The sequence below is a fragment of the Rahnella sp. 2050 genome (genome assembly GCF_040544515.1).
GTDB lineage: Bacteria > Pseudomonadota > Gammaproteobacteria > Enterobacterales > Enterobacteriaceae > Rahnella > Rahnella aceris.
This window is the reverse complement of sequence record NZ_JBEPKE010000001.1, coordinates 1,580,859-1,594,862: the sequence shown is the minus strand read 5'-3', so window position 1 is coordinate 1,594,862 and position 14,004 is coordinate 1,580,859. Positions and strand designations below refer to the sequence as shown.

The window sequence follows — 14,004 nt, the reverse complement described above, 5'->3', positions numbered from 1 at the left end:
ATACTTTGCTTCGGAAAAAAACACAACCTTTGGGTCTAGTAGCTATCCTTGAGTGCCCTTAAATAGGCAAAAACCTGCCAGTCAGGCTTTAAGGGATCGTTAAGGTTTAATTTGTTTTGTAAATCAACGTCATCGCATCGTAAAAAGAGGTTGATTTTACGCTCAAGACCGAGGGTTGAAGGCAGGGAAGATTGTCCCTTTTCACGCATTTGTTGCACTTTGTGCTCATGAGAAAGAATATCATCATCCTCCGGTAAAATAGAGCGCGCAAACTTAAGATTTGAAAGAGTGTACTCATGTGCTGCGCAGACTAATGTTTCGTCAGGCAACGCCGCTAACCGTTGAAACGACTGGTACATTTGCTCCGGCGTCCCTTCGAACAAGCGACCGCATCCGGCGGAAAACATCGTGTCTCCACAGAAAAGATAAGGCGCGCTATAGTATGAAATATGACCAAGTGTATGACCGGGCGTAGCAAAGATCTGCCATTCCAGACCGCCAATTACCCTTTTTTCACCATTTTTAAGACTAGTCTGACTAAATTTATTCTCAGTTTCGTGAGGTCCGTATACTTTTAGACCCGGAAAATGGCTCGAAATCTCATCAACGCCCCCCACATGATCGTGATGATGATGTGTCAGAAGGATGGCTGTCGGGGTTAAATTGGCCTTTTTCAACGCGGCCAAAACAGGCGCTGCTTCGCCGGGATCGACGATCAGGCAATGCCCCTGCTGGTCATCGAGCATCCAAATGTAATTGTCCTGCAACGCCGGAATACTGATAAGATTCATGGCAACCTCTCTTTGGCAACTGCTTGAAAGAAGATAATAAACTATGCGACCAGCCCGCATCCGCAAGACCATTGTTGCTCCGGCTTCCTGGGATGAGATCCCGTGCGGCGGCTACTACCGTGCCGCGCTTGAGCAACAACTGCAACCCTGGTGGGGGAAACTTTACGGTTTCCACCTGCTGAAAATCGGCGCATTAAGTGCCGAAATCGACGCTCAGGCGTGCCCGATCTCGCATCAGGTAAATTTTGCCCAGGAAGGCGAGGGGCTGCATGTTCGGGGGGATCCGTACCATTTACCTTTCGCAGCAAAATCAGTGGATGCCTGCCTGCTCAGCCATACGCTGGCCTACGCGGATGACCCGCACCGCATTCTGCGCGAAGTGGACCGCGTGCTGATTGATGATGGCTGGATGGTGCTCAGTAGCTTTAATCCGCTCAGCCTGCTGGGCATTGGCAAACTGATGCCGCTTTTTCGCAAGCGTCAGCCGTACAGCAGCCGCTTGTTTACCCAAATGCGTCTGCTCGACTGGCTGTCGTTGCTTAATTATGAAGTGATGTTGCACCGGCGTTTTCACGTGCTGCCATGGAAAAAGAATGGCGGAAAATTGCTGAGTACGCACCTTCCCGCGCTGGGGTGCATGACGCTGATTATTGCCCGTAAACGGACTTTCCCGCTGACGCCAACCGCGAAAAAAGTTCTTGCGCAGAAACAGAAAATACCGCAGGCGGTGGGTGCAACGAAGAGTTACCGGAAGGAGCATCGCGACTGAAGTCTTGCGCCTTCCCCTTTCACAAGGGGAAGGTTGAGATGGGCTGTGGGGCCTGCGGAATTAATTCTCCGCCTGATAGCCTAAATCGTCCAGCGTCGGATTCCCTGCGGCTTCTTTCGCCAGTACATCACAGCGTTCATTTTCAGGGTGTCCGGCATGGCCTTTCACCCACATCCAGTTCAGTTCATGCGTCTGGATCGCGGCATCAAGACGCTTCCACAAATCGACGTTTTTCACCGGTTTTTTATCGGCAGTTTTCCAGCCACGTTTTTTCCAGTTGTGGATCCACAATGTGATCCCCTGGCGAACATACTGGCTGTCGGTGCTCAGCGTCACTTCGCATGGCGTGCTCAGAGCTTCAAGCGCCACAATCGCCGCCATCATTTCCATGCGGTTATTGGTGGTCAGACGAAAACCTGCGCTGAACTCTTTTTCGTGTTGCTTATAGCGTAAAATCGCGCCGAAACCGCCGGGGCCGGGATTACCCAGGCAGGAGCCGTCGGTGAAAATTTCTACCTGTTTGGTCATATCTGGCAGGCTCTTTCATCAAATGTAAAAACCAAGTCTGACATAAACCGCCGTGCCGGGCACAGCAATATCTTGAGGTGTAACTGTCTGAAAGCGGGGGGATGAAACAGGTTGCCCGGGCATTCATCACTCTTTTGGCTGGAGAGCGCTGTCTTTTGCAATATAATAGGAAAATGCAGAGTGCCAGTTCAAAACTCTGAGCGAGTTGAGCCTTTCATGGTTTTTTCACTGCCAATTTTTCAATGCTTTAAGGATGTCTGATGAGAAATGTAACGGTTTCTGCAACACAAATGAGCTGCAGCTGGGATCTGGAAAATAATATTGTTAACGCCGAAAAGCTGGTTCGCCAGGCACATGCCAAAGGCGCGCAAGTTATTCTGATTCAGGAACTTTTTGCTGCACCTTACTTCTGTATTGATCAGAGCCCTGAGCATTACAGCCTGGCACAGGAGCTGGACAACAGCGCGCTTATCCGCCATTTCTCTGCGCTGGCGAAAGAACTGGAAGTGGTGCTTCCTCTGAGCTTCTTTGAGAAGTGCAATAACGCCTATTATAACTCGCTGGTCATGATTGATGCTGACGGCAGTGTGCTGGATGTCTATCGCAAAACTCACATTCCGAACGGCCCGGCCTATCAGGAAAAACAATTCTTCATTCCTGGTGATACCGGCTTCAAAGTGTGGAATACCCGTTACGCGAAAATCGGCGTGGGTATCTGCTGGGATCAGTGGTTCCCGGAAACTGCCCGCTGTCTGGCATTGCAAGGCGCGGAAATTATCTTCTATCCGACAGCGATTGGTTCCGAACCGGCCTATCCGGAAATTGACAGCCAGCCACACTGGACCCGTGTTCAGCAGGGCCACGCTGCGGCAAATCTGGTGCCGGTGATCGCCTCAAACCGCATTGGTACTGAAAAAAGCAAATTCATTCCTGATTATGAAATGACCTTCTACGGTTCTTCCTTCATTGCTGATCAGACCGGTGCGCTGGTTGAGCAGGCCAACAAAACGGAAGAAGCCGTGCTGGTTCATACCTTTGATCTGGATGCTATCGCTGCACAGCGTGCATCCTGGGGTCTGTTCCGCGACCGCCGTCCTGAAATGTATGGCGCAATCGCGACGTCCGACGGTTCAACAAGGAAATAACTGATGTCTTCTATTGATATCAATCCTCAGGCTGAAGGTTTTGCGATGCCCGCTGAATGGGCTGCGCAGCAGGCTGTCTGGATGATCTGGCCTTATCGCACCGATAACTGGCGCTCAAACGGGCGTCCGGCCCAACTGGCTTTTGCTAACGTAGCGGCAGCGATTGCGACCAAAACGCCGGTATTTATGGCGGTTCCGGCAGCAGAAATGGCAAATGCACGCGAAGTGATGCCAGCACAAATTACGCTGGTGGAAATGGAAAGCGATGATGCGTGGATGCGTGATACCGGCCCGACCATTGTGGTCAATCCGCAAGGTGAACGTCTGGCTATCGACTGGACATTCAACGCATGGGGCGGCTTGCACGGTGGCCTTTACTCAAGCTGGGAGCGTGATCAGCGGGTGGCGCGTCAGGTGGCGAACTATCATCACATTCCTTATGTTTCAACGGATCTGGTACTGGAAGGTGGCTCCATTCATGTTGATGGTGAAGGCACTTTGCTGACCACCGCTGAATGTTTGCTCAATCCTAACCGCAATCCTGATTTGTCGAAGGCAGAGATTGAGGCGAAATTGCGGGAACTCCTCGGTGTTAAGCAATTCATCTGGCTGGAAGACGGCGTATTTAACGACGAAACAGACGGTCACATTGATAACATGTGCTGCTTCGTGCGTCCGGGAGAAGTTGCATTGCACTGGACTGACGATCAGCAGGACCCGCAGTACGCGCGTTCGGCGGCAGCGTTGAAAGTGCTGGAAGCGGCGAAAGATGCCAAAGGGCGCAGCCTGAAAATCTGGAAAATGCCCTCACCTCCGGTTATGCATGCCACTGCGGAAGAAACGATCGGGGTGTTGCCGGGCACAGCCATTGAGCGTGTGGAAGGTAACCGTCTGGCGGCGTCTTACGTCAATTACCTGATCAGCAACAACCACATTATCTTCCCGCTGCTCGACGCTAAAACGGATAAGCAAGCTGAGAAGTTGCTGGGTGAAATGTATCCTGAGTACAAAATCACGGGTATTCCTGCCCGTGAAATTCTGCTGGGTGGTGGTAACATCCACTGCATTACACAGCAAATCCCTGCGTAAGAAAAAGTGCCCGGCGCGTCACCCTGTCTCGCGCCGGGCAGATCGTTTCTGTAATTGACTGTCAGCGTTGGATAAAAAGCCATGGATTTACAAAACACCTCTAACAGGATCGTCGTTCTCGATACTGAAACCACCGGTATGAATAAACTCGGCGTCCATTATGAAGGGCACCGGATTATCGAAATCGGTGCTGTTGAAGTGGTTAACCGCCGCCTGACAGGGCGCAATTTCCATGTTTATCTCAAACCCGATCGTCTGGTGGATCCGGAAGCCTTTGGCGTTCACGGTATCAGCGACGAATTCCTCGCTGATAAACCGACGTTTGCCGACGTGGCCGACGACTTCATTGAATACATTCGCGGCGGCGAATTAGTCATTCATAACGCGACGTTCGACATCGGCTTTATGGATTACGAGTTCGACATGCTCGGCCGTAATCTGCCGAAAACCGAGACGTTCTGCAAAATTACCGACAGCCTGGCCATGGCGCGCAAGCTGTTCCCGGGCAAGCGTAATAACCTCGATGCCCTGAGCGATCGCTACCTGATCGACAACAGCAAGCGTACGCTCCATGGCGCGTTGCTTGACTCCGAGATTCTTGCCGAAGTCTATCTGATGATGACCGGCGGCCAGACCAGCATTAAATTCACCCACGAAGGCGAGCAAAATACTGGCGCTGACGGCTTGGGGATCCAGCGTGTTGCGCGGCCAGCCTCCGGGTTAAAAGTCATCGCCGCCACTGATCAGGAACTGGCGTGGCATGAAGAGCGTTTAGATTTAGTGGTGAAAAAGGGCGGTAGCTGTTTGTGGCGTTCGTAAGCCGTTTTTCTGACTTTTGGATTGAAATTGTCCAGCCTGCGGAAAAACTGTGCGGTTGATTGAAAATATCAGGAAAAGCATTGACGTAACGGCGGCCATTCCTTAATATCCGCTCCGTTCTTAACCAGAACACAACGCGGAGCGGTAGTTCAGTTGGTTAGAATACCTGCCTGTCACGCAGGGGGTCGCGGGTTCGAGGCCCGTCCGTTCCGCCACTATTCAGAAGCCCTGAGTGAGAAATCACTCAGGGCTTCGTCGTTTCAGCCGTCCTGGCTATTTCCTTCCTGTTATTCCGCTTCGGTTTTCATATAGCCAATTGCACCGCTGGTCGCACGATCATGACGGGCGATGTAACGATAGAAACCGCCAGCCAGGAAGGCACCAATAAACCAGCTGAAGTTCGCTACCTGATGCAGGCTCGGCGTAAAGCTTATCACCAGACCAATCACCACCGCCGGCACCAGCGCGGCAATCGCTTTCGGGTTGAACCCGTTGCGGTACCAGTAACGGCCGGAAGGCGTGGCGTTAAACAGCGCATCCACATCCATATGACCGCGTTTAATCAGGTAATAATCCGCCAGTAAAATCCCGAACAGTGGCCCGATAAAGGATCCCAGCACGTCCAGCGTATAGTGGATAATTTCCGGTGACTGGAACAGGTTCCACGGTGTCAGCAGAACAGAACCGACTGCGGCGATCATCCCGCCGGTACGGAAACTGATTTTCTGCGGCGAACAGTTAGAGAAGTCGAACGCAGGAGACACGAAGTTCGCCACGATATTGATACCGATGGTCGCGATGATCATGGTCAGCAGGCCGAGCGCCACAGCCACGCTGTTACCCACACGGCTGACGGTTTCGATAGGATCGGTGATCATCTGCCCGAACAGTGATTGTGTCCCTGAAACGATCACTACGGTCACAATCGAGAACAGCAGGAAGTTAAACGGCAGGCCCCAGCGGTTACCACGACGGATTTCGCCCATGCTTTTCCCGTAACGTGAGAAGTCGCCGAAGTTCAGCAGCGGACCGGAGAAGTAAGACACCACCAGCGCCGTGGCGGTCAGCATTTCCCAGCCTTGCTGGCCGACCGTCAGGGTTTTGGTGGATAACGTAAAGGAGATATTGCTCAGCCCGGTTTTATACAAAATCCAGCCCGCCAGCATCAGCATAACGACATATACCGCCGGACCCGCCACATCGATAAAACGCTTAATCGCGCTCATCCCGTGCCAGAACACCATCGCCTGCAACACCCACATAATGCCGAAACACACCCATCCCAGCGCCGACAATCCCAGCCAGTGCGGAAGGGTCATAGGTGTCAGCGATGGGAAGAATTTGAGCAGCACCAGCATTAACGCATTAGCCGCCAGATAGGTCTGAATGCCGTACCAGGCGAAAGCGATCAGCCCGCGGATCACTGCCGGTATATTCGCTCCGAATACGCCAAATGCCTGACGGCAAATGACCGCGTAAGGCACACCGGCCTGCTGGCTCGGTTTCGCCACCAGGTTGGCACAAATCTGCACGATACAAATCCCGCACAACAAACACAGCAGAACCTGCCAGCTGGTCAGGCCGAGCGTAAAGAAGCTCGCGGCCACCACATAGCCGCCCATACTGTGCACATCGGACATCCAGAAAGAAAATATGTTGTACCAGCTCCAGTTTTGGTCACGGGTGGGCGCTAAATCATCGTTACACAGCTTCGGGCTGTAATAAGGTTTGATGATCCCGGCGCTCTGTTCTGATGACGCCGTGGCGGAGGTGATTTCCTGATTTGGCATAAATCGTGCTCCTGTCATAAACAACATGTGAAAGTCGGAAGCCGGATGCCGGCTGCCAAAAGTTAAAAAGCAGTCACAGGAGCACTGCATGAATCAGGCCAAATTTCATTTTTTGTATACAAAAATTAACTTTCATGTATACGATTAAATTCTCGAACGGTATACGGAGTAACGGCAATGACCAGTTGGAACGGGCTTAATACGGCCTATTTTACCGAGGATAAGGACGACCATATTTATAACGCGCTGGTGAAATCTATTGTGGAACACCAGCTTTTGCCGGGCAGTAAATTGCCGGAAGAAGCGCTGGCTGAGGTGTTTTCAGTCAGCCGCACGGGGATTCGCCGCGTCCTGCAGCGCCTTGCCGCAGTGCAACTGGTGACGTTATTGCCCAAGCGTGGTGCGCATGTCACCACGCCGGACGCTGAAGAATCGCGCGATGTCTTCGCAACCCGTAAAATCCTGGAGTGCGCCAACCTGCCGCTGGTGATTGCGCATTGCCAGTCGCCACATCTGGTGGCGCTGAAAAAACTGGTGCAGGCAGAAAAGCGTGCGCACGATGAACGTGACGGTGCCGCTGCGATCCGCCTTTCCGCCGCCTTCCATGTTCAGCTTCAGGCTATTTCCGGCAATAAAGTGCTGACTGAATCTGTCTCGCAACTGACCCTGCGTTCCTCGCTGGCGATTGCTGCCTGGGGCGCACCGTGGCAACAGGGCTGCCGTTGCCATGATCATGACGACCTTATTGAGTTGCTGAAAAAGCGTGACGTCGCCGGGCTGACGGCAAGCATGGCGCATCATTTCGACACCATCGTCGCCAGTCTGCGTTTTGAGCAACATAACGGGCAGACCCCCGATTTTGCGCAGATATTTGCGGTTCAGAAGCCGGTTGCAGGTAAGGAGCCAGGCTGATGGTCAAATCACTTTGTATACAACTGATCAATCCGAACACCAGCCAGGCGATGACCGAAGTGATGGCGCAAACTGCCCGCTCGGTTGCGGGGTCGGATACACAAATTCTGGCCGTTTGCCCTGAAGAAGGCGCGCCGTCAATTGAAGGCCACTTCGATGAAGCGATTGCCGCGTTGGGCGTGTTGCAGCAGATAAAAGCCGGACGCGATGCCGGTGTCGACGGCCATATTATTGCCTGTTTCGGTGACCCCGGATTACTGGCTGCCCGCGAGCTGGCGCATGCGCCGGTTATCGGTATTGCGGAAGCGGCAATGCATCTGGCGACGATGCTGGCGACGCGATTTTCTATCGTGACGACCTTGCCGCGCACACTGACGATCGCCCGGCATTTACTGCATCAGTACGGGTTCGAACGCCATTGTGCGGCCTTGCACGCCATCGATCTGCCGGTGTTATCACTGGAAGACGGCAGCGGGCTGGCGCAGGAAAAAGTGCGCGAGCAGTGTATCGCGGCGAAAAAATCTGACGGCAGCGGGGCGATCGTGCTCGGTTGTGGCGGAATGGCCGATCTGGCGCAGGAACTGACGCGCGAGCTGCGTATACCGGTGATCGATGGCGTCAGCGCGGCAGTCAAAATGGTCGAGTCACTGGCAGCTCTTCGCCTGACGACCAGTAAACACGGTGATCTGGATTATCCGCTGGAAAAACCCTTGTCTGGCCGTTTTGCCGGGCTGAATCTGAGAGAACACTATGTCTGATACTGAATACGGTTTTACTGATGCTTACCCGCGCGACTTAATCGGTTACGCCGGACGCCCGCCCCACGCTAACTGGCCGGGCAACGCGCGCATTGCGGTACAGTTTGTCCTCAATTATGAAGAGGGCGCAGAGAATAACGTTCTGCATGGTGATGCCGGTTCTGAACAATTTTTATCGGACATTATCGGTGCCGCCAGTTTCCCCGACCGCCACATGTCGATGGATTCGCTGTACGAATACGGTTCGCGTGCTGGTTTCTGGCGCATCCACAATGAGTTTCAGAAACGCGGCTTACCGCTGACCGTTTTCGGCGTGGCGATGGCACTGGCTCGCAATCCGGAAATCGTCAGTGCGATCAAAGCAGCGGATTACGATGTTGTCAGCCACGGCTGGCGCTGGATCCATTATCAGGACATGAGCAAAACCGAAGAGGCGGAGCACATGCAAAAAGCCATCACCGTGCTGCGTGACCTGTTCGGCAAAGCGCCGTCCGGCTGGTATACCGGACGCGACAGCCCGAACACCCGTCAGCTGGTGGTGGAATCGGGCGGGTTGCAGTATGACAGCGATTATTATGGCGATGACCTGCCGTTCTGGACGCCGGTAAAACTGGAAAATGGCGAAACCAGGCAGCATCTGGTCATCCCTTACACGCTGGAAACCAACGACATGCGGTTTGCCTCTCCGCAGGGTTTCAACACCGGCGAACAGTTTTATACCTACCTGAAAGACACATTTGACGTGTTGTACGCCGAGGGTGAAACCTCACCGAAAATGATGTCGATTGGGATGCATTGTCGGATCCTGGGACGCCCGGGGAGATTTCGCGCTTTACAGCGGTTTCTCGATTACGTCGAATCGCATGATCGCGTGTGGGTGTGTAAGCGGCAGGACATTGCCGACCATTGGGTTAAACATTTCGGTGTTTAATCTCGAAATTCAACACCTTGGGCTCGCCGCCCAAACTGGCCCAGAGGACGCGTAAGCGCGCGCCCTCTGGACTCCCGCGCTTTTTCACTGCGCGCTATCGCTAGATAATATGTTTCAGGTATCACCGTGACAGGCTGGAAATCTTGCCGCTGCGCGGTTCCCTCTCTCGGTCCTGAAGCCTTAGGTCTTCAGGCCGCTCCGTTCGGCAAGATTTCTGAATCGCCCGCGCGATTTTAAATTCAAAGGCAGACTGCTTTCATCTTTTAGAAAAGTGCATTGGCGTGATCAAAAATTTTGCTGAACGGAGCGGCTTCGAGACCACAGGCTCGAAGACCGAGAGAAGGAACCGCGAAGCGGCAATATTTTGCGCCACTCTCTGTTCTACCGGAACATGTCCGTCATGCCTGCGATAGCGCGCAGTTAAAAGACGTGGGAGATCCAAGAGGGGCCCGTCCTGGCCCCTTTTGGGCGGTTTCGGCGCAGCGCGATAAGTGATCGCTGTTATTGAGAAACCGAAATTATCACCGTTCAGATTTCCCCTCGGTGGGAACCGAAATTGTCACCGTCCATTCCTGGAAAAGAACAGTTTCCTCAGCTTTCCAAAGCTGAACCGCCCATTGGTTCGGTCAAACCATCAGACTCACATGCGCCGCCACAATCTTCCATCCACTCGCCATCTTCACCCACGTTTGCTGCTGGCGACCAATCTTGTCGCTGCCTTCCCGGCGGAATTCTGTGCTGGCGACCGCCATGTCATCGCCAAACGTGGTGATAGTCGTGTTGACCAGTTCCCGGTCTAACCCTTGTGACGATCGCGCGGTGCGGAATGCGCGGATGGCGTCAATGCCGTAAAGATTTTCTCCCGCGCCGTAGCGCACGGTACGCGGGTCGTGCCAGAACAGTTCGTCGAGTACGGCGGTATCGTTGGTGATCAGCGCCTGTTCATAGCGATAAAACGCCGCATTCATTTCGGCGAGGATCGCCGGGCGGTCGATATGTTCAGTTTTCATAGTGACTCTCTTTACTCTTTTCACTTCACCCTGGGAAAACGGGGATGCGGGTTGTTACGCGGGCATCACCGGAGAACTGCTGACATTCACTATTCCCTGCTGCTCAAGTGCCCAGGCGGCACGCAGGCAGAGATCTTCGCGCCACGGTGGCGCAATCAATTGTAATCCTATCGGCAGGCCGGTCGACGTGGTGACCGGCACCGTCACCACCGGCAAGCCGAGGAACGAAATTGGCTGCGTCAGCATGCCCATGTTGGCGCGTGTCGGCAGATCCTGACCGTTGATGCGAATGGTTTCCTGACCAAGCAACGTTGCCGGACACGGCGTGGCAGGGGCGATCAGAATGTCCCAATGATCGAACAAGGGCAAGATTTGCTGCTGAAATTGCTGACGGAAACGCTGCGCCTGAACATACCATGCCGCCGGGATCATTGCGCCAGCGAGCAGACGCTCACGTGAAAGTGGCTCAAACTGTTCCGGAATGCTGCGCAGTTTTGGCAGGTACTGATTGCCACCTTCCGACGCGCTGATGATAAATGCGGCGGATCGTGCCAGCCCGGCCTGTGGCATTTCAATTTCTTCCTGGGCTTCCAGTGCCTGCGCTATCCGGTGTACGGCTGCTTTGGCGTGGTCGTCACACCAGAGAGAAAAGTATCCGCCCAGTACGGCGCTGCGCAGGCCCTGTTGCCCGCGCTTAAGCTGGGAAAATGTTTCTGTGACAGGTTTGTCAGCCTGAAAGTGATCCTGCGGATCCGTGCCCTGTATGGCGTCATAGACCTGCGACAAATCTTCGCTGCAACGTGCCATCGGGCCGATGTGATCGAGGCTGGCGACAAACGGCTGGCTGCCGCGACGTGAAATCCGCCCGAAGGTCGGTTTCAGGCCGAGAATACCACTTAATGAGGACGGCACACGGATCGAACCGTTGGTATCACTGCCGAGGGTGAAATGCACCAGCCCGGCAGCCACGGCGGCGGCCGAACCACCGGAAGAGCCTCCGGCTACCCGCGCCAGATCCCGCGGGTTACGGGTGGCACCGTAATGGCTGTTTTCTGTGGTGAAACCGTACGCGTAAGCATCCATATTCAGCATGCCGGAAAGCATCGCGCCCTGTGCCGCGAGGCGTGAAACCGTCCAGGCGTCATGGCGTGCAGCGGCATTGCTGCTGTTGAGGCTGGCACCGGCCAGCGTCACTTCACCGGCCACGTCCAGCAGGTTTTTCACCGCATAGGGAATGCCCGCCAGCGGCGGAAGTACGGCACCGCTGGCGCGGCTTTTATCCACTTTCGCTGCTTCACTCAGCATGCGATCGCCGGTGATCTGCGTCCAGGCGTTGATGACCGGATTGGCCTGTTCAACGGCGTCGAGCGTAGAGGTGGCGATTTCTGTGGCCGAGATTTCGCCCTGCGCAATCGCCTGATGTAACTGGCTGACGGTAAAGCTATCAAACGATTTCATGCGCGATACACCCCGGCAATTTCCAGACGCGGATCGAGCGGTAAATCCATCAGCGGTTGTGCCATTTGGGCAATGCGGCTGAACTGCACCAGCAATTCCTGACGGCGTGCGTCGTCGAGTTCCAGCGCCAGAACGGATTCCATCTGGCGGATATAGGCGGCCCAGTCGGTCGCTGCGGAGGTATTTTTCATTCTGCTTCCTTATCCATTCTGTTATGCAAACCCTGATCAAAAACCGGCGGCGCTGCCGTTGCTGCGCGGGTCGGAGGCACCTTCAAACATGCCGTTGGTGTGACGAACGATGGCACCGGCGTGACCGACGGCTTCACTGAAATCCGGCAACAGTTCGACGTCGTGACCACGCTGCCTCAGCCCGGCCAGCGTCGGATAGGCAAAACGGCCTTCGAGTTTCAGTGAATCCGAACTCTCGCCCCAGGTACGGCCAAGCAGCCAGCGCGGGCCGCTGATCGCCTGTTGCAACGATTGCCCCTGTACTACATGGCGGATAAACACGGCGGCCTGCGTCTGCGGCTGGCCGTCACCCCCCATCGAGCCGTAAACCATGGTGCGCCCGTCGTATAAGCGTGCGGCGGCAGGATTGAGGGTATGGAACGGTTGCTTGCCCGGTGCCAGCGCCAGTAAATGACCGGCATCAAGGCTGAAAGACGCACCACGGTTTTGCCACAACACGCCGCTGCCCGGCAGCACCACACCACTGCCGAACTCGTGATAAATGCTCTGGATAAAAGAAACCGCCAGCCCGCTGCTGTCCATCACGCCCATCCAGACGGTATCGCCTGGCCCTTTACCTTTACCCCAGTCGGCGGCGCTGTGTGGTTTGATGCGGGTCGCAAGAGCATCGAGATACTGTGGATCCAGCAGTTCCTGTGCATCCTGCGTCATCATGCGCGGATCGGTGATAAAGCGATCGCGCAGACCGAACGCCAGTTTGGTGGCTTCCACCACGCTGTGAATGGTGGCACTTTCGTCCATGGTTTCCAGCGGCAAACGGTCAGTCAGGCCGAGGATCGCCAGCGAAACCAGCCCCTGCGTCGGGGGTGTCAGGTTGTAGATTTCGCCTTTACTGTGTTTGAGCCGCAACGGCACACGGCGCTGTGGCCTGTAAGCCGCGAGATCAGCGCGGGTCACCGGCATGCCGAGCTTTTCCATGTCGGCGGCCATATTGTCGGCCAGCTCACCGCGATAGAAACTGTTCAGCCCGTCCTCGCACAGCATCGATAACGTCTGCGCCAGTTGCGGCTGAGTGAAGCGGTTTCCGGCGCGGGGCACATCGCCGTTAGGCAGAAAAACATCGGCAAAGCTGCGGAAATCTTTCAGTTCGTGTTGTTTGGCGCGGGTCGCCGCTTCCTGCGATGCCGTCACCGGAATACCATCAGCGGCATAACGGATGGCGTCACGCAGCAGGCGGGAGAGCGGTTTTTGCTCGCCGCCAAATTCAGCCGACACATTCAGCGCTTCCTGCCAGCCGCCGACGGTACCCGCTACCGTCAGCGCGGCTTTCGGGCCACGGTGCGGAATGTGCGTTTCACCGGCGTAGAAATCGAGAGAGGCGAGGGAGCCTGCGGCACCGCTGGCGTCTATCGCCACCGGATTGCCCTGCGGCGGCACGATCAGCCAGAAGCCATCGCCCCCCAGCCCGTTCATGTGCGGATAGACCACGGCAATCGTCGCGGCCGCAGCCACCATGGCCTCGATGGCATTGCCGCCTTCACGCAATACCGCAAGCGCACTCTGGCTCGCCAGATGATGAGGTGTGACCGCCATGCCCAGCGGTGCGCTGTTACTGTTAATCATGCGATGTCCTTTTTAGAAACGCTTTTTTATGCTGCCCGTGCTTGCAGGGTTGTGGGCGCGTAGGGATAAAGTTAAGCAAGAGGTGTTCCACATCGGCAAAACCTTGCAGCTTTAGCGCTAATTTCTCTTGCATTGGCAAGCATAGTGCATGGTATGTTCCGCTGATTTACTGAAACATTGGTTACAAAAG

General features: G+C 54.8%; 14 protein-coding genes and 1 tRNA gene. 8 read left to right on the top strand and 7 right to left on the bottom strand.

Features of this window, described 5'->3' with window-relative positions:
* Window positions 1-35 precede the first annotated feature (35 nt).
* Window positions 36-791 carry a hydroxyacylglutathione hydrolase gene (gloB, locus tag ABIC79_RS07130; protein WP_013574248.1) on the bottom strand — a complete coding sequence of 252 codons (756 nt, stop codon included), beginning with the start codon at window positions 789-791 and terminating at the stop codon, window positions 36-38.
* Window positions 792-834: 43 nt separating this feature from the next.
* Between gloB and ABIC79_RS07125 the strand changes: the two genes are divergently transcribed.
* Window positions 835-1,560: a class I SAM-dependent methyltransferase gene (locus ABIC79_RS07125; protein WP_223509678.1), complete on the top strand. Its 726-nt coding sequence runs from the start codon at window positions 835-837 to the stop codon at window positions 1,558-1,560.
* A gap of 60 nt (window positions 1,561-1,620) precedes the next feature.
* On the opposite strand, the gene rnhA is transcribed toward ABIC79_RS07125, so the two are convergent.
* Entirely contained in the window at window positions 1,621-2,088 is a 468-nt protein-coding gene (gene rnhA / locus ABIC79_RS07120; RefSeq protein WP_013574250.1) for a ribonuclease HI, read from the bottom strand.
* Between the two features lie 260 nt (window positions 2,089-2,348).
* Between rnhA and aguB the strand changes: the two genes are divergently transcribed.
* From aguB to ABIC79_RS07100, 4 genes are all read left to right on the top strand, one after another.
* Window positions 2,349-3,233: an N-carbamoylputrescine amidase gene (aguB, locus tag ABIC79_RS07115; protein WP_013574251.1), complete on the top strand. Its 885-nt coding sequence runs from the start codon at window positions 2,349-2,351 to the stop codon at window positions 3,231-3,233.
* A gap of 3 nt (window positions 3,234-3,236) precedes the next feature.
* Window positions 3,237-4,322, top strand: a complete 1,086-nt coding sequence (gene aguA / locus ABIC79_RS07110; protein ID WP_013574252.1) for an agmatine deiminase — start codon at window positions 3,237-3,239, stop codon at window positions 4,320-4,322.
* 81 nt (window positions 4,323-4,403) lie between these two features.
* Window positions 4,404-5,141 carry a DNA polymerase III subunit epsilon gene (gene dnaQ / locus ABIC79_RS07105; RefSeq protein ID WP_013574253.1) on the top strand — a complete coding sequence of 246 codons (738 nt, stop codon included), beginning with the start codon at window positions 4,404-4,406 and terminating at the stop codon, window positions 5,139-5,141.
* A 138-nt stretch (window positions 5,142-5,279) separates the two neighbouring features.
* A tRNA-Asp gene (locus tag ABIC79_RS07100) sits at window positions 5,280-5,356 on the top strand.
* 72 nt (window positions 5,357-5,428) lie between these two features.
* On the opposite strand, the gene ABIC79_RS07095 is transcribed toward ABIC79_RS07100, so the two are convergent.
* The gene (locus ABIC79_RS07095) at window positions 5,429-6,931 is read right to left on the bottom strand and encodes an NCS1 family nucleobase:cation symporter-1 (protein WP_013574254.1); all 1,503 of its coding nucleotides are present in this window, start codon (window positions 6,929-6,931) and stop codon (window positions 5,429-5,431) included.
* 177 nt (window positions 6,932-7,108) lie between these two features.
* On the opposite strand from ABIC79_RS07095, the gene ABIC79_RS07090 reads away from it, so the two are divergent.
* The 3 genes from ABIC79_RS07090 to puuE are packed head-to-tail and all read left to right on the top strand — an operon-like array spanning window position 7,109 to window position 9,532.
* A complete protein-coding gene (locus ABIC79_RS07090) occupies window positions 7,109-7,843 on the top strand; it encodes a GntR family transcriptional regulator (protein ID WP_354566654.1) in 735 nt (244 codons plus the stop codon).
* Window positions 7,843-8,601 (top strand): aspartate/glutamate racemase family protein, encoded by a 759-nt coding sequence (locus ABIC79_RS07085; RefSeq protein WP_119261308.1) that lies wholly within the window; start codon window positions 7,843-7,845, stop codon window positions 8,599-8,601. The genes ABIC79_RS07090 and ABIC79_RS07085 overlap by 1 nt, the downstream gene beginning before the upstream one ends.
* On the top strand, window positions 8,594-9,532 hold the full coding sequence (puuE, locus tag ABIC79_RS07080; RefSeq protein ID WP_112151331.1) for an allantoinase PuuE: 939 nt from the start codon (window positions 8,594-8,596) through the stop codon (window positions 9,530-9,532). Before ABIC79_RS07085 ends, puuE begins: the two co-directional genes overlap by 8 nt.
* A 626-nt stretch (window positions 9,533-10,158) precedes the next feature.
* Here the strand turns inward: puuE and hpxZ are convergent.
* From hpxZ to ABIC79_RS07060, 4 genes are read right to left on the bottom strand one after another with little or no spacing between them, the layout of a single operon-like run.
* Window positions 10,159-10,542: an oxalurate catabolism protein HpxZ gene (hpxZ, locus tag ABIC79_RS07075; protein WP_013574258.1), complete on the bottom strand. Its 384-nt coding sequence runs from the start codon at window positions 10,540-10,542 to the stop codon at window positions 10,159-10,161.
* 54 nt (window positions 10,543-10,596) lie between these two features.
* Window positions 10,597-12,000, bottom strand: coding sequence for an AtzE family amidohydrolase (locus ABIC79_RS07070; RefSeq protein WP_223509681.1), 1,404 nt, complete (start codon window positions 11,998-12,000; stop codon window positions 10,597-10,599).
* Window positions 11,997-12,191 (bottom strand): oxalurate catabolism protein HpxX, encoded by a 195-nt coding sequence (gene hpxX / locus ABIC79_RS07065; protein WP_013574260.1) that lies wholly within the window; start codon window positions 12,189-12,191, stop codon window positions 11,997-11,999. Before hpxX ends, ABIC79_RS07070 begins: the two co-directional genes overlap by 4 nt.
* Before the next feature lie 36 nt (window positions 12,192-12,227).
* Window positions 12,228-13,814: a gamma-glutamyltransferase family protein gene (locus ABIC79_RS07060; RefSeq protein WP_217243979.1), complete on the bottom strand. Its 1,587-nt coding sequence runs from the start codon at window positions 13,812-13,814 to the stop codon at window positions 12,228-12,230.
* Between the last annotated feature and the right edge of the window lie 190 nt (window positions 13,815-14,004).